At 71.5% G+C, this 16905-nt stretch carries 15 protein-coding genes and 1 pseudogene; 12 read left to right on the forward strand and 4 right to left on the reverse strand.

Features of this window, described 5'->3' with window-relative positions:
- The first annotated feature begins 63 nt into the window (after nucleotides 1–63).
- Nucleotides 64–1065 carry a proline racemase family protein gene (locus MB828_RS36295; protein WP_301651885.1) on the forward strand — a complete coding sequence of 334 codons (1002 nt, stop codon included), beginning with the start codon at nucleotides 64–66 and terminating at the stop codon, nucleotides 1063–1065.
- A 31-nt stretch (nucleotides 1066–1096) separates the two neighbouring features.
- The gene (locus MB828_RS36300) at nucleotides 1097–1795 is read left to right on the forward strand and encodes a GntR family transcriptional regulator (RefSeq protein WP_301651886.1); all 699 of its coding nucleotides are present in this window, start codon (nucleotides 1097–1099) and stop codon (nucleotides 1793–1795) included.
- On the opposite strand, the pseudogene MB828_RS36305 reads toward MB828_RS36300, so the two are convergent.
- Both MB828_RS36305 and MB828_RS36310 read right to left on the reverse strand, forming a co-directional pair.
- Nucleotides 1750–2139: pseudogene (locus tag MB828_RS36305) on the reverse strand (carboxypeptidase-like regulatory domain-containing protein); the annotation flags it as partial. The gene MB828_RS36300 and the pseudogene MB828_RS36305 overlap by 46 nt on opposite strands.
- A 129-nt stretch (nucleotides 2140–2268) precedes the next feature.
- Complete coding sequence (locus MB828_RS36310; RefSeq protein ID WP_133022686.1) at nucleotides 2269–3291, reverse strand: LacI family DNA-binding transcriptional regulator; 1023 nt, start codon at nucleotides 3289–3291, stop codon at nucleotides 2269–2271.
- A gap of 360 nt (nucleotides 3292–3651) precedes the next feature.
- Here MB828_RS36310 and MB828_RS36315 point away from each other — a divergent pair, with 360 nt between their 5' ends.
- From MB828_RS36315 to MB828_RS36340, 6 genes are all read left to right on the forward strand, one after another.
- On the forward strand, nucleotides 3652–5592 hold the full coding sequence (locus MB828_RS36315) for a glycoside hydrolase family 127 protein (RefSeq protein ID WP_301651887.1): 1941 nt from the start codon (nucleotides 3652–3654) through the stop codon (nucleotides 5590–5592).
- Nucleotides 5593–5624: 32 nt separating this feature from the next.
- A complete protein-coding gene (locus tag MB828_RS36320; RefSeq protein WP_301651888.1) occupies nucleotides 5625–6863 on the forward strand; it encodes a sugar ABC transporter substrate-binding protein in 1239 nt (412 codons plus the stop codon).
- Nucleotides 6864–6935: 72 nt separating this feature from the next.
- The gene (locus MB828_RS36325) at nucleotides 6936–7823 is read left to right on the forward strand and encodes a carbohydrate ABC transporter permease (RefSeq protein ID WP_301651889.1); all 888 of its coding nucleotides are present in this window, start codon (nucleotides 6936–6938) and stop codon (nucleotides 7821–7823) included.
- A gap of 44 nt (nucleotides 7824–7867) precedes the next feature.
- Nucleotides 7868–8629: a carbohydrate ABC transporter permease gene (locus MB828_RS36330; RefSeq protein WP_133023179.1), complete on the forward strand. Its 762-nt coding sequence runs from the start codon at nucleotides 7868–7870 to the stop codon at nucleotides 8627–8629.
- A 49-nt stretch (nucleotides 8630–8678) separates the two neighbouring features.
- Nucleotides 8679–10412: an RICIN domain-containing protein gene (locus tag MB828_RS36335; RefSeq protein WP_301651890.1), complete on the forward strand. Its 1734-nt coding sequence runs from the start codon at nucleotides 8679–8681 to the stop codon at nucleotides 10410–10412.
- A gap of 274 nt (nucleotides 10413–10686) precedes the next feature.
- Nucleotides 10687–11652, forward strand: a complete 966-nt coding sequence (locus MB828_RS36340; protein WP_301651891.1) for a pirin family protein — start codon at nucleotides 10687–10689, stop codon at nucleotides 11650–11652.
- Nucleotides 11653–11710: 58 nt separating this feature from the next.
- Here the strand turns inward: MB828_RS36340 and MB828_RS36345 are convergent, their stop codons facing one another.
- Nucleotides 11711–12334 (reverse strand): DJ-1/PfpI family protein, encoded by a 624-nt coding sequence (locus tag MB828_RS36345; RefSeq protein WP_301651892.1) that lies wholly within the window; start codon nucleotides 12332–12334, stop codon nucleotides 11711–11713.
- Between MB828_RS36345 and MB828_RS36350 the strand changes: the two genes are divergently transcribed.
- Together MB828_RS36350 and MB828_RS36355 are read left to right on the forward strand one after the other, a co-directional pair.
- Nucleotides 12333–13760 (forward strand): PLP-dependent aminotransferase family protein, encoded by a 1428-nt coding sequence (locus tag MB828_RS36350; protein ID WP_301651893.1) that lies wholly within the window; start codon nucleotides 12333–12335, stop codon nucleotides 13758–13760. The two genes, MB828_RS36345 and MB828_RS36350, sit on opposite strands and share 2 nt — an antisense overlap.
- Before the next feature lie 235 nt (nucleotides 13761–13995).
- Entirely contained in the window at nucleotides 13996–14118 is a 123-nt protein-coding gene (locus tag MB828_RS36355) for a hypothetical protein (RefSeq protein ID WP_301651894.1), read from the forward strand.
- 186 nt (nucleotides 14119–14304) lie between these two features.
- Here the strand turns inward: MB828_RS36355 and MB828_RS36360 are convergent, their stop codons facing one another.
- Nucleotides 14305–14820: a hypothetical protein gene (locus MB828_RS36360; protein ID WP_301651895.1), complete on the reverse strand. Its 516-nt coding sequence runs from the start codon at nucleotides 14818–14820 to the stop codon at nucleotides 14305–14307.
- 135 nt (nucleotides 14821–14955) lie between these two features.
- On the opposite strand from MB828_RS36360, the gene MB828_RS36365 reads away from it, so the two are divergent.
- Complete coding sequence (locus MB828_RS36365) at nucleotides 14956–16227, forward strand: sensor histidine kinase (protein ID WP_301651896.1); 1272 nt, start codon at nucleotides 14956–14958, stop codon at nucleotides 16225–16227.
- A complete protein-coding gene (locus MB828_RS36370; RefSeq protein ID WP_189908279.1) occupies nucleotides 16215–16865 on the forward strand; it encodes a response regulator transcription factor in 651 nt (216 codons plus the stop codon). Before MB828_RS36365 ends, MB828_RS36370 begins: the two co-directional genes overlap by 13 nt.
- Nucleotides 16866–16905: the final 40 nt, after the last annotated feature.

The raw sequence follows: 16905 nt of genomic DNA on the forward strand, positions 1-16905 counted from the left end.
GCGAGGGACCCGCGCCGAGGGACCCATGCCGAAAGACCACGCCGAGCGACCACCAGGAGTGTCATGCGCAGCAAACTCGTCCTGCACGCCGTCGACTCGCACACCGAGGGCATGCCCACCCGCGTGATCACCGGCGGGATCGGGACCATCCCCGGCGCGACCATGAACGAGCGGCGGCTGTACTTCCGTGAACACCGCGACGACATCAAGCAGTTGCTGATGAACGAGCCGCGCGGACACTCGGCGATGAGCGGAGCCGTCCTGCAGCCGCCGACCCGGCCGGACTGCGACTGGGGCGTGGTCTACATCGAGGTCTCCGGCTACCTGCCGATGTGCGGGCACGGCACGATCGGGGTGGCGACCGTGCTCGTGGAGACCGGCATGGTGGAGGTGGTCGAGCCGGTGACCACCATCCGGCTCGACACCCCGGCCGGTCTCGTCGTCGCGGAGGTGGCGGTGGAGGACGGCGCCGCGACGAACGTCACCCTCCGCAACGTGCCGTCCTTCGCCGTCGGCCTCGACCGCAAGATCGCCCTCGCGGACGGGCGTACGGTGACCTACGACCTCGCCTACGGCGGCAACTTCTACGCCATCCTGCCGCTGGACGAGTTCGGCCTGCCCTTCGACCGGGCCCGCAAGGACGACATCCTGGCCGCCGGGCTGTCGCTGATGGCGGCGATCAACGCCGAGGCGGAGCCGGTGCACCCCGAGGACCCGTCGATCCACGGCTGTCACCACGTCCACCTGCTCGCCCCCGGCGCGACGGCCCGCCGCTCCCGGCACGCGATGGCCATCCACCCGGGCTGGTTCGACCGCTCCCCGTGCGGCACCGGCACCAGCGCGCGCATGGCCCAGCTGCACGCCCGCGGCGAACTGCCCCTGCACACCGAGTTCGTGAACGAGTCCTTCATCGGCACCCGGTTCACCGGCCGGCTCCTCGGCGCCACCGAGGTCGCCGGCCGCCCCGCCGTCCTGCCCAGCTTCACCGGCCGCGCCTGGATCACCGGCACCGCGCAGTACCTGCTGGATCCCACCGACCCGTTCCCGGCCGGCTTCGTACTCTGATGTCCCCCGTACCGCCACCAGGAGTTCCACCATGGCCGACCGGCCCAGCAGCTCTTCCGTCCCCGCCATCCCCTCGCTGGGCGGCCGTCGGCCCAACTACCGGGAACGGGTCGTGGACGTCCTGCGCGCCGCGCTGATCGCGGGTGAACTGCGGCCCGGCGAGGTGTACTCGGCGCCCGGCCTCGCCCCCCGGCTGGGCGTCTCCGCGACCCCGGTGCGCGAGGCCATGCTGGAGCTCGCGAAGGAGGGGATGGTCGAGATCGTCCCAAACAAGGGGTTCCGGGTCACCGCCGTATCCGAGAAGCAGCTGGACGAGTACACCCACGTCCGGTCCCTGATCGAGATACCGACCACCGTGGGCCTCGCGGCCACCGCCCGCCCCGAGGACCTGGAGGCGCTGCGGCCGGTGGCCCAGGAGATCGTCGCCTCGGCCCTGAAGGGCGACCTGATCGCCTACGTCGAGGCCGACCTGGCCTTCCACCTGGGGCTGCTGGCCCTGGCGGGCAACGACCATCTGGTGGACGTGGTGCGGGACCTGCGGCGCCGCTCACGGCTCTTCGGTCTGACGGCGCTGGCGCGGGCCGGCCGGCTGACCGCCTCCGCCGAGGAGCACCTGGAACTCCTGGACGCCCTGCTGGCCCGCGACGAGCAGGCCGTACGCGAGGTGATGACCCGTCACCTCGGTCACGTCCGCGGGCTGTGGGCGGCCGGACCGCCCACGGACGACTGACCTCGCCCGGGCGACTGCCCGCCGGGATGGGCGAGTTCGATGTCGTGACCGTGAACGTCGGTGCCGCCGACGCCCACGGCGGTGGCCTGCGGCGGGTAGCCGGTGGCGATCACCGTGTACTGGCCGGTGTCCAGATCCGGGAAGACGTACGTGCCGTCGTCCCCGGTGGTGGTCGTGGCGACGACGTTGCCGACGGCGTCCACCAGGGTGACCCGGGCGTCGCCCAGCGGGCCGGCCGCCGCGCGCACCGTGCCGCGTACCTGGACGCCGGGCCGCAACTCGGCCTCGACACGGGTGAGTCCGGTCCCGGACAGCTCAACGGGGAGCGCGAGCGGCCGGTGCAAGGTTCCGTGCGGCCCGACGGCCGCCCCGCCCCGACCATGACGGCAGCCCCTGTCCCGGACCACACCGGCGGTCCTTGCCCCGCGCCACGGCGGCAGCCCCTGTCCGGGCCACGGCGACAGCCCCTGTCCTCAGCTGGACTCGCGCACCACCAGCCGGCACGGCACCGTGTGCACACCCGGTTCCGGTGCGGCGTCGATGGCCTGGAGCAGTCGCAGTGCGGCGATCCGGCCGATCTCGGCCAGGTTCATGTCGACGGTGGTGAGCGGCGGGCGGCAGGCGAGCGCCATGGTGTCCCAGTTGTCGTACCCGACGACGGCGATGTCCCCCGGCACGTCCTTGCCGCGCTCGCGCAGCGCGTCGGCCACCCCCCGGGCGATCTGGTCGTTGCCGCAGAAGACGGCGTCCGTGCCGGGGGCCGTGCGCAGCACGGCGTCGGCGGCCCGCCGCCCCCAGGCCTCGCTCCACTCCCCGAAGTGCACGCGCCCGGCCGCGGGTTCGAGTCCGGCCGCGGCCAGGTGCTCGACGGCGTGCCGGGCCCGGTCGCGGGCCGCCTGGTGGTGCTCGGGCCCGGTGACGTGGGCGATCCGGGTGCGGCCGGTGGCGAGCAGGTGCTCCACGGCGAGCCGGGCGCCGCCGCGGTCGTCGGTGACGACGGAGGTGTCGGCGGGGTCGGCCGACGGGGAGAGGGCGTAGACGACGGGGATGGCCGGGTCGATGCCGGTCAGCGGCGGGCGGGGGTCGGTACGGCGGCCGGCGACGATGACCCCGTCCACCCGCCGGTCGGTGAGGTTGCGCAGGTGGTGCTGCTCTCGGATGGCGTCGCCACGGGTGTCGCAGAGCAGGACGGAGATCTTCCCGGCGCCGAGCGCGTCCTCGGCGCCGAGCAGCACCGGGGTGCTGAAGCGGCCGATGCCGTCCGTCGTCATCAGGCCGACGGTCCAGCTGCGGCCGCTGTGCAGGCTCTGCGCGTGCTGGTTGGGCCGGAACCCGAGCGCCTCCACCGCGTCCAGCACCCGCTGCCGGGTCTCCGGGCGCATCCGGCCCGCGCCGTTCAGCGCCTTGGACGCGGTGCCCACACTGACACCGGCGAGGGCGGCGACATCGGCGAGCCTGGCCCGGCCGACGGGCGGGGAGTCGGGAGCAGAGGTCACGAGCAAACCTTTTCCTAGACGGACTCTCGCTCGCACCGTCGGCCTTGCGACGGCAGAGCCGCCCCACATGGTCGCAGGCGCTCGCGCCAAGCGCCAGCCGCCGCAGACAACTTGAAAAAAGTGCGCCGGGCGCCTTGACCCCCTCCCTCGACTGCCCTGTACTTCTCGGCGAGAAAACGGTTGCGCAACACCGTCCCGTATCCCGTCGCAACACGGTCCCGTACCGCATAGCGGCGCGGTCCCGTACGGCATCGCGGCGCGGTCCCGCACCGCTTCGTGGCCGCAGCTCCAGACAGCGTTCGGTATTTCGAATCACGCATCAACGCCCAGGCACCCAGTCCCTCCCCACCTCGGAGAGCCATGCCCCGCACGCCTTCCGCCCTGCCCTTCCCCATCGGCCCCATCCGCCCCACCCCCGGCGCCCGCACCGCGCTGCGCCCGGCGGCCGTCACCATCGACGGCGGCTTCTGGCACGACCGGCGCGCGACCAACGCCCGGGTCTCCCTCCCGCAGGGTCCGGACCTGCTGGAGTCCGCCGGGAACCTGCACAACCTGCGGCTGGCGGCGGGCCGGGCCGAGGGCGAGTTCCAGGGCGCGTACCCGTTCGTCGACACGGACGTCTACAAGTGGCTGGAGGCGGCCGCCTGGCAGCTCGCCGAGGACTCCGGCGAACCACTGGCCGCCGAGGTCGAACGGATCGTGGCCCTGGTGGCCGCCGCCCAGCAGCCCGACGGGTATCTCAACACCTGGTTCCAGCTGGTCAAGGGCGGGGTGCGCTACCAGGACCTGCGCTGGGGCCACGAGCTGTACTGCGCGGGCCACCTGATCCAGGCCGCCGTGGCCCACCACCGGGCCACCGGGCGTCCCGAACTCCTCGACGTGGCCCGGCGGTTCGCCGACCACATCGACTCGGTCTTCGGCCTCCCCGGCAGTGGGAAGCCCATCGACGGCATCGACGGCCACCCCGAGGTGGAGACCGCCCTGGTGGAGCTGTACCGGGAGACCGGCGAGCGCCGCTACCTGGACCTGGCCGGCTACTTCGTGGACCGGCACGGCCACGGCCTGCTCGGCGGCGAGGCGTACTGCCAGGACCGCGTCCCGCTGCGTGCGGCGACGAACGTCGAGGGCCACGCGGTACGGCAGTTGTACCTGCTGGCGGCCGCCGCGGACCTGGCGACGGAGACCGGCGACGACGAACTCCGCTCCGCGGGCGAGCGGTTGTGGCGAGCCATGACGGCCACCAAGACCCACCTCACCGGCGGTCTTGGCGCCCATCACGACCGGGAGGACTTCGGCGACCCGTACGAACTCCCCAACGAGCGTGCCTACTGCGAGACCTGTGCGGCGATCGCCTCGGTGCAGTGGAGCTGGCGGCTGGCCCTGCTCACCGGCGAGGCCCGCTACTCCGACCTGATCGAGCGCACCCTGTTCAACGGCTTCCTCGCCGGGGTCTCGCTGGACGGCGAGCGCTGGCTGTACGTCAACCCGCTCCAGGTCCGCGACGGCCATACCGACTCCGGGGGTGACCAGTCGGCCCGCCGCACCCGCTGGTTCCGTTGCGCCTGCTGCCCGCCGAACGTGATGCGGCTGCTGGCGAGCCTGCCGCACTACCTGGCGTCGGGTGACGAACAGGGCCTGCAGATCCACCAGTTCGTCACCGGGACGTACGCGACCGACCGGGTGCGGGTGCGCGCCGAGACCGACTACCCCTGGCACGGCACGGTCGCGTTCACCGTCGAGGAGACCTCCGCCGACGGCCCCTGGACGCTGTCCCTGCGCATCCCGCAGTGGTGCCGCGAGTTCCGGGTGCGGTCCGGTGCCGACGCGTACGACCAGTCCGACGCCCCCGTCGACCACGGGTGGCTGCGGCTCACCCGCGCCTGGGAGCCGGGCGACCGGGTCGTCCTCGAACTCGGTCTGGAACCCCGGCTCACCGCCGCCGACCCCCGCGTGGACGCCGTACGCGGCTGTGTGGCGATCGAGCGCGGGCCGCTCGTGCACTGCCTGGAGCAGGTGGACCACCCCGGCGGCGGGCTGGACGACATCGTCCTCGACCCGTCCCGGCCGCTCGCCGTGAAGCACCGCCCGGACCTGCTCGGCGGCGTCACCACCGTGGTGGCGGCGGGCCGCCGGCGCCGCCTCCCGGACCGCGGCTGGTGGCCGTACACCTCGGCGTCCGGCACGGACGGCGGATCGGACCGTGAACCGGACGGCGAACCTGTCGAGTTGACCGCGATCCCGTACCACGTCTGGGCCAACCGCGAGGACGGCAGCATGCGCGTCTGGCTCCCCACCTCCTGAAACACCCCGCTCTACGACAACGAGGTCACCCCGTGATACCCACCCGCCGTACCCTCCTGGCCGTCGCCGTGGCGGCCCTGCTCCCCCTCACCGCCTGCGGTGGCGGTTCCGGCTCCTCGGGATCGTCGTCCTCGGCCGGCGGCACGTACACCTTCTGGGACCCGTACCCTCAGTTCGACGCCTCCTCGGACTGGGGCAAGCGGGTCACCGCGTGCGGCACCGCGGCCGGGGTGAAGCTCAAGCGGACCGCGTACGACACCACCGACCTCGGCAACAAGGCGCTGCTGGCCGCCCAGCAGGGTGACGCACCGGACGTGATGCTGGTCGACAACCCGGTCGTCTCCACGCTGGTGGAGGCCGGGATCCTCAACAAGACCGCCGACCTCGGGCTCGACACCGCGTCGATCCAGAAGAACGTCATCGGCGCCGGCACCATCGACGGCGCCTCCTACGGCGTCCCGATCGGCGCCAACACCCTCGCGCTCTACTACAACAAGAAGGTCCTCTCCGCCGCCGGCGTCGACCCGGCCTCGATCAAGGACTGGGCGTCGCTCACGGCCGCGCTGAAGAAGGTCAAGGCGGCCGGGAAGAAGGGGATCACCTTCTCGGCGATCAACACCGAGGAGGGCAGCTTCCAGTTCCTGCCCTGGTTCTGGGGCGCGGGCGGCGACCTGACGAAGCTGGACTCCGCCGGCGGAGTCGCGGCGCTGACGCTGTGGAAGCAGTGGGTGGACGCGGGGTACGCGCCCAAGGACGTGCTCCAGAACACCCAGACCACCAGCTGGCAGGAGTTCGCCACCGGGGACTACGCGTTCAGCGAGAACGGCACCTGGCAGCTCGGCAACGCCGACAAGGCCGGCTTCCCGTACGGGGTCGTCAACATCCCTGGGCGGACAGGCGGTTCGGCGCCGGTGCCGACGGGCGGCGAGTTCGTCACCGTACCCGTGCAGAAGGACTCCTCGCGCTACGACGTCAGCAAGAAGATCGTCACCTGTCTGACCAGCGCGACGAACCTGCTGGCCACCGACACCACGCTGATGTACGTGGCGCCCACCGCGGCGGTACAGGCCGAACAGGTCAAGAAGAACGCTGAGTTGAAGCCGTGGGTGGCGGCGGTCGCGGCGGCCCGCGGGCGCACCAGCGGTGGTCTCGGCACCAAGTACCCGACGATCTCGCAGCCGATGTGGACGGCCGTGCAGTCGGCCCTGTCCGGCGGCAGGAGCCCGCAGGACGCGCTGGACACCGCGCAGGCCGCGGCACGCAAGGGCTGACCGGTGGCCGCCAATCCGCGTGTCGACGCGGCCCCGCACCTCTGTCGGGGCGGTTCACACCTGGGAGTCCGCATGTCCCCCGCCTTTCGGCGCCGGCTGACCGCGCTCGCCTTCGTCCTCCCCCTGCTCGTGTACCTCGCCGCCTTCTACGTCTACCCGCTGTACCGCAACCTCGACCTGAGCCTGCGCGACTACACGGTCCGGTCCTTCGTGGCCGGCGACGCCCCGTTCTCCGGCTGGGACAACTTCCGTACGGTGCTGGACGATCCGACGTTCGGACCGGCGATGCGGCACACGATGGTCTTCACCTTCGTGTCGATCGCCTTCCAGTACGTCATCGGACTCGCCCTCGCGGTCTTCTTCAACCGGCACTTCAGGCTGTCCACCGTGCTGCGGGCGCTGTTCCTGATCCCGTGGCTGCTGCCGCTGATCGTGTCGGCGTCGACCTGGTCGTGGATGTTCAACAGCGAGTCGGGAGTGGTCAATCACCTCCTCCACACCGTCGGCCTCGCTCCGGTCGGCTGGCTCACCTCACCGGACTGGGCGCTGACCGCGGTGATCGTCGCGAATATCTGGATCGGCATCCCCTTCAACCTGGTCATCCTGTACAGCGGGCTGCAGAACGTCCCCGGCGAGCTGTACGAGGCGGCGGCCCTGGACGGGGCGGGCGCCTGGCAGCAGTTCCGGCGGATCACCTTCCCGCTGCTGCGCCCGGTGTCGGCGATCACCCTGCTGCTGGGGCTGGTCTACACGCTCAAGGTGTTCGACCTGATCTGGATCATGACCAAGGGCGGTCCCGGTGACGCCTCCTCGACCCTGGCCACCTGGTCGTACCAGCTGGGCTTCGGCACGCTGCTGCCGAGATTCGGGCCCGGTGCGGCGGTCGGCGACATCCTGATCCTCATCGCGCTGGTCTTCGGTCTCCTGTACGTCCGCGTCCAGAGGAGGCAGGAAGCGTGAGGTCGCGCGGCTACACCCTGATCGGCATCCTGCTCACCGCGCTGATGCTGTTCCCGGTGTACTGGATGGTCAACGTCTCCCTCACCCCGCAGCAGGACATGCGCAAGGACCCGCCGGACCTGTTTCCGCTGCACCCCACCTTCGAGGGCTACCGGGCGGTCCTCGACGACCAACTCCCCTACCTGGGCACCAGTCTGCTGATCGGCCTCGGTACGGTCGCCGTCACCCTGGTCATCGCGGCCCCGGCAGGCTACGCGCTGGCGAAGCTGCGCCCACGCGGCGGCGGCGCGCTCGGACTGGCCCTGCTCATCGCGCAGATGATCCCCGGAATCGTGATGGCGATGGGCTTCTACGGCGTCTTCCTGGACCTCGGTCTGCTCAACTCCTGGTGGGGACTGATCGTCGCGGACTCCACCATCGCCGTGCCCTTCGGCGTCATGATCTTCACCGCGTTCATGTCGGGCATCCCCGGCGAACTGATCGCGGCCGCCCGGATCGACGGCGCCGGCACCTGGCGCACCTTCCGCTCGGTCGTCCTCCCACTGAGCCGCAACGCGCTCGTCACCGTCTCGCTGTTCGGCTTCCTGTGGGCCTGGTCCGACTTCGTCTTCGCCAACACCCTTGACGGCGGCGGCAGTTGGAAGCCGATCACACTCGGCATCTACAAGTACATCGGCAACAACAACCAGGAGTGGAACGCGATCATGGCCACCGCCGTCGTCGCGTCCGTCCCGGCGGCCGTCCTCCTGGTCCTCGCCCAGCGCTATGTGGCGGCGGGCGTCACCGCGGGCGCGGTGAAGGACTGACCCCCGACCGACTCCCGATTCCCCCGATTCCGCAAGGGAGACCCATGTCATGAGCCGCACCTCCCGCAGAGCCGCGGTGGGCGCCGTGGCCCTCACCGTGGCCGCCCTCGGCACCACGGCACCCGCCCAGGCCGCGCCGACGTCCGCGACCACCCTGGTGGTGAGCGCGAACCAGACCCTGCGCTCCGTCACGCACGTGGCGACCGGCAGCCTGTACGGCCTGGACACCGCGAGCGTCCCGGCGGACAGCCTGGTCAAGCCGCTCAAACCCAACACCTTCGTGCAGATGGCGCCCGGCGGCAGCCAACTGCCCAACGGTGAGCCCAGCCCCGGCGGTGACGCCCTGGCCGTCGCTCCCGAGGCGGCCGGAGCCGGTGCGAAGGTCGTCGTACGCATGCCGGACTGGTATCCGGACTTCCCCTACAAGTGGGTGAGTTGGAGCGACTGGCTGTCCGCCGTGGACAAGCAGGTGGCGTCGGTGAAGTCCTCGGGCGCGACCAACATCGCCGCCTATGAGCTGTGGAACGAGCCGGACTGGACCTGGAACACCTCGGCGGCCGGCAGCTTCGACTCCGGGTGGGCGACGACGTACAAGGAGGTCCGCGCCAAGGACGCCACGACCCCGGTCCAGGGCCCGAGTCACTCGGCGTGGAACCGGAGCTGGATGAGCACGTTCCTCACCGACGCGAAGGCCAGTGGCACGGTCCCGGACATCGTCTCCTGGCACGAGTTGCAGGGCTCGCAGAACATCGCCGCCCATGTCGCCGCGTACCGCGCCCTGGAGACCGGCCTGGGCATCAGCCCGCGCCCGATCGCCATCGAGGAGTACGGCACCACGAGCGAGGTCGGGGTCCCCGGGCCGCTCGCGAGTTACGTCGCCAAGTTCGAGCGGGCCGGCGTCCACGACGCCGAACTGGCCTTCTGGAACCACTACGGCACCCTCGGCGACACCCTCACCGACACCGGCGGCTCCCCCAACGGCTCGTACTGGCTCTACAAGTGGTACGGCGCCATGTCCGGGAACATGCTGGTCACCACACCGCCGGCGCAGACGGGCATCGACGGCTTCGCGTCCCTCAACGGCGCGGGCAACCAGATCAGCGTCGTCACCGGCGGCTGCACCGGTTCGTGCGCCGTGACCGTCAACGGGCTGTCGTCCCTGTCGGCCTTCGGCGGCACGGTGCACGTCAAACTGGAGTACACGCCGTCCAAGGGCCGTACCACCGCGGTCTCCGGGCCGATCACGGTCTCGGACACGGACTACCCGGTCAGCGGCGGCTCGATCACCGTCCCGGTGACCATGAACGCCTCCGACGGCTACCACCTGACCGTCACCCCGAGCGGCACCGCCACCTCGCTGGCCGGGCGGTACCAGATCACCAACAGGAACAGCGGCCTCGCCCTGGACACCAGCGGCGCGGGCACCGCCCAGGGCACCGCCGCCGTCCAGGCCACCCCCACCACGGGCACCGACCAGAACTGGACCCTGGTGGCCGCGGGCAACGGCCTCTACAAGATCCAGCAGCAGGCGAGCGGCCTGCTCCTCGGCATCACCGACGCGGGTACCTCCGCCGGCGGCACCGCCCTGATCTGGGGCGACAACGGCACCGCCGACCACCTCTGGCAGCTGATCCCGTCGGGCGACGGCTACTACAAGATCGCCAACTACAACAGCGGCCTGCTGCTCGGCGTGAACGGCATGAGCACCTCGTCCGGCGCCCAGGTCCTCCAGTGGGACGACAACGGCACCGCCGACCACCTGTGGAAGCTCACTCCCCGCTGACGTACACCGCAGTGAAACCGAGCACACCCGCGTGGGGCCACGTCCTGCGTTCACGGCCCCACGAAGGCTCTCCCTGGTGATTCGCAGCCGAAAAGAGACGACCGGCCCCACCTTCACAGGAGGACGGAGCCGGTCGTCGTCGCATCGCGGTTCGCCCTGATCCGGCCGCGAAGCGGGACACCTACCGTCCGGTCTTCGACAAGGTGAGGGACGGGTTCCGTTCGCCCCGCTGACCGCTCGGCAACACGGACCGGCGCCCGCTAAGTTTGGCGGCATGAGCAACCTTGACCGCGCTCCCGTGCCGAGCGTGTGCGGCGGCCGCGGATTCGTCGTCGCCGAACCCGTCCGCGAGCTGTTGAGCCCCCGCCAGGTGAGACTCGGCGAGTCGACCGAGGTGCGCCGGCTGCTGCCGAACCTCGGCCGCCGCATGATCGGCGCCTGGGCGTTCGTCGACCACTACGGCCCCGACGACATCGCCGACGAGCCCGGGATGCAGGTACCGCCGCACCCGCACATCGGGTTGCAGACGGTCAGCTGGCTGCACGAGGGCGAGGTGCTGCACCGTGACTCCACGGGCAGCCTGCAGACGATCCGCCCGCGCGAGCTGGGACTGATGACGTCGGGCCGGGCGATCAGCCACTCCGAGGAGAGCCCCCGGTCGCACGCCCGGTACCTGCACGGCGCCCAGCTGTGGGTGGCCCTTCCGGACGCGCACCGCCACACGGACCCGATGTTCGAGCACCACGCCGACCTGCCGAAGGTCACCGCGCCCGGCCTCACCGCCACGGTCGTCCTCGGCTCCGTCGACGGCGCGGCCTCCCCGGGTACGACGTTCACCCCGATCGTCGGCGCGGACCTGGCCCTCGCCCACGGCGCCGACCTGCGGCTGCCCCTCGAACCCGACTTCGAGTACGGCGTCCTGGCGATGTCCGGCGAGGTGCACGTCGACGGTGTGCCGGTGCTCCCGGGCTCCATGCTCTACCTGGGCTGCGGCCGCACCCAACTCCCGCTGCGCGCCGAGTCGGACGCGGCGATCATGCTCCTCGGCGGCGAGCCGTTCGAGGAGGAGCTCGTGATGTGGTGGAACTTCGTCGGGCGCACCCAGGACGACATCGAACAGGCCCGTGCGGACTGGATGAACGGGACGAGGTTCGGGGAAGTGAAGGGTTACGACCGGGCGCCTCTCGCGGCGCCGGAACTGCCGCCGGTGCCGCTGAAACCGCGAGGCCGAGTGCGCTGAGCAGGTACTCCGGGGCCTGGCGCAGGGGGAGCGGCAGCAGTCCACGCGACTGGTTGGTTCAGACGAGCGCCGGTGCGGGAGCGGGCAGGTAGGGGGTGATGTTGCGCCACGCGCGCTCGATGTACTGCTCCTTCTCGCCGACCGGGGCGACATAATGCAGTGCGCTTTCGGCGGCGTCGTTGCCCTTGAGACGGGCGATGATCCAGGCGGCGAGGTAGTGCGAAGCGAGGCAGCCGCCGGCGGTGGCGAGGTTGTCCTTGGCGTAGAAGGGCTGGTTGAGCACCTCGACGCCGGCGGCGACGACCCAGGGCTTGGTGGTCAGGTCGGTGCAGGCGGGGATGTCGTCGAGCAGACCGAGCCTGGCCAGTACGAGCGCGCCGGAGCACTGCGCGGCGATGAGTTGGCGCGAGGGGTCCAGGCCGCGCAGGAGGTTCATGATCGCCTGGTCTTCGACGACCTCGCGGGTAGCGATTCCGCTGCCGACGATGACCGCGTCAGCGGCGCACGCCTCCTCGAGGGTGGACATCCGTTCAAGCACCACCCCGTTCCTTGACGTCACCTTGGGGCTGGGCGTGGCGAGGGTGACGCGCCAATCGTCGGCCTTGACGCGGTTGAGTACGCCGAGCGCGATCAGGGAGTCGAGTTCGTTGTAGCCCTCGAAGGTGAGGATCGCGATGTGCATGACGGCCGTCCTTCCGGGTGAGCGGGTTTTGACGATAGGGACCCGTGAACAGGACAGTCAAAGAATTGTCATGGATACAATTCGGTGTATGGCAGCCTCGCGGTACAAGAACCTGGTCGACGCGCTCGCGTCGGACATCCGGACAGGCAGGCTCGCCGCCGGTGTGCGACTGCCGACGCACCGCGGGCTCGCCGCCCGCGAGGGGATGGCCGTGGCGACCGCGACTCGGGTGTACGCCGAGCTGGAAGCCATGGGCTTGGTGAGCCGGGAACAGGGCCGTGGCACGTTCGTGCGGGACGTCGCGGTCCACGCCGGTCACGGAATCGATCAGCAAGTCGTCGCCACGGATACGGTCGACCTCAACTTCAACTATCCGTCACTGCCCGGCCAAGCCGATCTCCTACGGCAGACCCTGCGAGAGGTGGCCACCTCAGGCGAACTCGACTCGCTGCTGCGCTACCAACCACATCGAGGACGTCCCCAGGACAGAGCCTCGATCGCTCGGCACCTGAGGCGTCGAGGACTCTCTCCTGCCGCGGACGAGATCATGGTCGTCAACGGCGCGCAGCACGGCCTGGCCATCACCGTCATGGCCACGCTCAACGCCGGTGACGTCGTCGCTGTCGACGCACTCACCTACCCGGGTTTCAAGGTGCTCGCGCATGCCTTTCATCTCGACGTGGAGCCCATACCCACAACCGCCGACGGGCCGGATCTCGATGCCTTCGAGAAGCTGTGCGCGACCCGCCCCGTGCGCGCCGTCTACACCCAGCCGACCCTGCACAACCCTCTGGGGTGGGTCATGTCGGCAGCCGACCGCGCCCGTCTGATCCGGATCGCTCGGCACCACGGTCCGCTCATCATCGAAGACGCCGCGTACGCCTACCTGGTCGAGAATCCGCCACCGCCGCTGGCTGCGAGTGCACCGGACATCACCGTCTACGTCTCGGGACTGTCCAAGAGCGTCGCCACCGGCCTGCGGGTCGGCTTCGTCGTCGCCCCGCCGTCCAGGGTGCCGTCGCTCGAACGCGCGATCCGGGCGACCACATGGAACACCCCGGCCCTCACCACCGCGATCGCCTGCCGCTGGCTCGACGACGGCACGGTGGACCACTTGGAAGCGCGGAAACGCGACGACGCCAGGGCCCGCCAAGCAATCGCCGGACAAGAACTGGCGGGCCTTCCGCTCATCGGCCACCCCTCGTCCTACTTCACCTGGCTGCCCCTGCCCGACGACGCACGCGCCGATCGCCTGACCGCCACCCTCGCTCGTCAGCGCATCTCGGTGAGCACAGCGGAACCCTTCACCACCTCGAAGCACACACCGCAGGCGCTCCGTCTCGCTCTCGGCTCGACCGACCTGGACAGCCTCCGGTCGACGTTGCGCACAGTACGCCGAGTCACTGTCGAGGACGCCTACGCCTGACCCCCGCCGGACCAGCCGATCCCGCCCTCCTCAGCGCGCGGCCAACCGCCGGGCTGAACGCGCTGCCGGACAACAGCCCGCGTCCGACGGCAGCGCATACACCGAATACCGGCTCACACAGAAGGGCAAGGCCCTCCGGGTCGCGCTCGTCGCGCTGCGACAATGGGGCGAGGACAACCTGTTCGACCCGGAAGAGGAACGACTCGGACTCGTCGACCGTCGTGACGGCCTGCCAGTGGCCCACCTCGACATGCGCGCCCATGACGGCCGCGTCCTGGCGCCCGACGACGTCGAAGTCCGCAACATCAGTCCCTGGTCACCGCCCGCCGACAGCGACCGGTCCGGCAAGCAGCCCTGATGCGAGTGCAGCGTCAGCCGGCCGCGACCAGGTCGCGTCGGGGAAATCCAGCCCCGCCGGCCCCACCGTTGTGACCTGCGGAGCAACTCATCGCGTGACCGGTGTGCTCCCGACCCGCGAACACGCGTCGCCGCCCACGAGCGCGCCTGCGCGCTCCGGCACGACTACGTAGTCGGGCGGTCGGCGTCACGCGGGCCGGTTCAGGGTCCGCAGTGCCAGCCGGCCGCACAGCGCGGCGAGCGGCAGCTCGGCGCCGAGCGCCATGGCGACCGCGCCGGCGAAGTCGCCGCCCGGGGCCGCGGTCGTGGTGTCGAACCAGGCGTCCACCACAAGCAGCGTCGCGGTGGCGGCGGCTGCCAGGGCGTGCCGCCGGTCGCCGCGGGCGGCGAGGAGGCCGGTGGCGATCAGGCCGAGCGCCTCCAGCGCGTCGAGCCCGACCCAGGCGACCGGCCAGTGCGCCGCGGTCGCGGTGGCCGGCAGGCCGACGGCCAGCACGTACAGCCACGGCAGCAGGGCGAGCCCGCAGGCGACCAGCAGCCACCCGGCCCGCCGCATGCCCCGCGCCGGGCGCGGCTCCTCCGCCTCTTCGCGGAGCGGGATGGCCTCGGCGCGGCCGAAGCCCTCGGCACCGGTCAATTCGTCATCACACAGCACCAGTTGACGCATCGTCTTCCCCCGCTCCCCGCCGGCTCTCCCCTTCATGTGCTCCACCCTCCGCCGCGCACCAGGGCGCCGTCAGTCACGCAGGGTTCCGACCCGGGGTGGAGAGAAGTGCACCCCCGAACCGGGCGGAAGCGTCATGGCACGGGGATGGCCTGCGGCTTTACCGTGTGACGCATGCAACTCACGACGTGGCTGCGGCTGGTGCCGGGCCGGCTGTTCCGCAGGGCGGGACACCGGACCGCGCTCGTCGCCGCCGGCCTGCCGCTCCACCTCGCCGTGGTGCCACTGTGGCTCTGGCTGCTCGGCACGATTGCGGCGTGGGTGCACGCGCCCTGGGCGGTGGCTGTGACTCCGCTGCCCGTGCTGCTCACGCTCGTGGTGACACCCCTGCTGACCGCCGGGCAGCGGCGGCGCTACCGGGCGCTCGTCGGCAAGGACCTCCCGCGCCCCGCCGTACCCGGGCCGGGACGCGACTGGACGTCGCCGGTGCGCCGGCTGACCACGCGGGCCTTGTGGCGGCAGGTCTGCTACCACGCCGTGGCGGGTCCGCCGCTCGCCGTCCTGGACCTCGCCGTCCTCGTCGTCTGGGGCACCGCTCTCGTGGCCGCCTCCGTCTATGTGTGGATCTGGGCGCTGCCCCCGCAGTGGCGGGTCAGCGACGTCGGGTACAGCACGCAGGCCGCCTACATCACCGCCGGCGGCCTCGCCCTGCTGTTCCTCGGGCCCCGGCTGACCGGCGCGCTGGTGCGGCTGGAGACCCGGGCGGCCGAGGTCCTGCTCGGCCCCAGCCGCACGGACAAGCTGGCCCGCCGGGTCGCCGACCTCGCCGAGAGCCGGGCCGGCGTGCTCGACGCCGCCGACGCCGAGCGGCGGCGGATCGAGCGCGACCTGCACGACGGCGTGCAGCAGCGCCTCGTCTCACTCGCCGTCAACCTGGGCCTGGCCAGGGCCACCCTCGGCGACCTGCCGGAGGACGCCCGCAAGGTGATCGACGAGGCGCACCGCGAGGCGAAGGAGGCGATCGCCGAGCTGAACGACCTGGTGCGCGGCCTGCATCCGGCCGTCCTTGAGGACCGCGGCCTCGACGCCGCGCTGTCCGGGGTCGCCGCCCGCCTCCCGATCCCGGTGCGCGTGGCGGTGGACCTGCCGCGGCGCCCCTCGCCCACGGTCGAGGCCGTCGCGTACTTCGTGGTCTCCGAGGCCCTGACGAACGTGGTCAAACACGCCCAGGCGAGCCGGGCGGACGTGACCGTGGAGCGGATCGGGGAGACACTGCTGGTGGTCGTCGCGGACGACGGAGCGGGCGGCGCGGATCTCGCGGCGGCCGGCGGCACCGGGCTCGCCGGGCTCGCCAGGCGCGTCGCGTCCGTCGACGGCACGTTCTCCTGCCGCAGCCCCGCCGGGGGCCCGACCGTCATCACCGTGGAGCTGCCGTGCGCGCCGTGATCGCCGAGGATTCCCTCTTGCTGCGCATCGGCGTGGTCAAGGTGCTGGAGGCGGCCGGCTTCGAGATGTGCGCGCAGGTCGCCGACGCGGAAGGGCTGCTGGCGGCCGTCGAGGAGCACCGGCCCGACATCGCCGTGGTCGACGTGCGCATGCCGCCCGGCTTCACGGACGAGGGAGTACGCGCCGCGCTGGTGATCCGCCGCCAATATCCGCGTACCGCCGTGCTCCTGCTGTCGCAGTACGTGGAGGAGCGGTACGCGGCCGATCTGCTCGCCGCCAACACCTCGGGCGTCGGTTATCTGCTCAAGCAACGCGTCGCCGACGTCGAGGAGTTCACCGAGGCGGTACGCAGGGTGGCGGCCGGTGGCACCGCGCTCGACCCGCAGGTCGTCGCGCAGCTGCTGGTGCGCCGGCACAGCGATCCACTCGACCGGCTGACACCGCGCGAGCGGGAGGTGCTGGAGCTGATGGCGGGCGGCCGGTCCAACTCCGGCGTCGCCGCCGAGCTGGTCGTGAGCGAGAGCGCGGTCGCCAAGCACATCAACAGCATCTTCACCAAGCTCGACCTGCCCAAGGCCGACGCCGACCACCGTCGCGTCCTGGCGGTGTTGCGCTTCCTGGGCGTCGCGACCGCCTAGTACGCGACCCTCGAGACCGGCGGCGCGGGCCTCGCACCGC

Origin of the sequence: Streptomyces arenae, assembly GCF_022343545.1 — a bacterium.
In the GTDB taxonomy this organism is placed as follows: domain Bacteria; phylum Actinomycetota; class Actinomycetes; order Streptomycetales; family Streptomycetaceae; genus Streptomyces; species Streptomyces humi.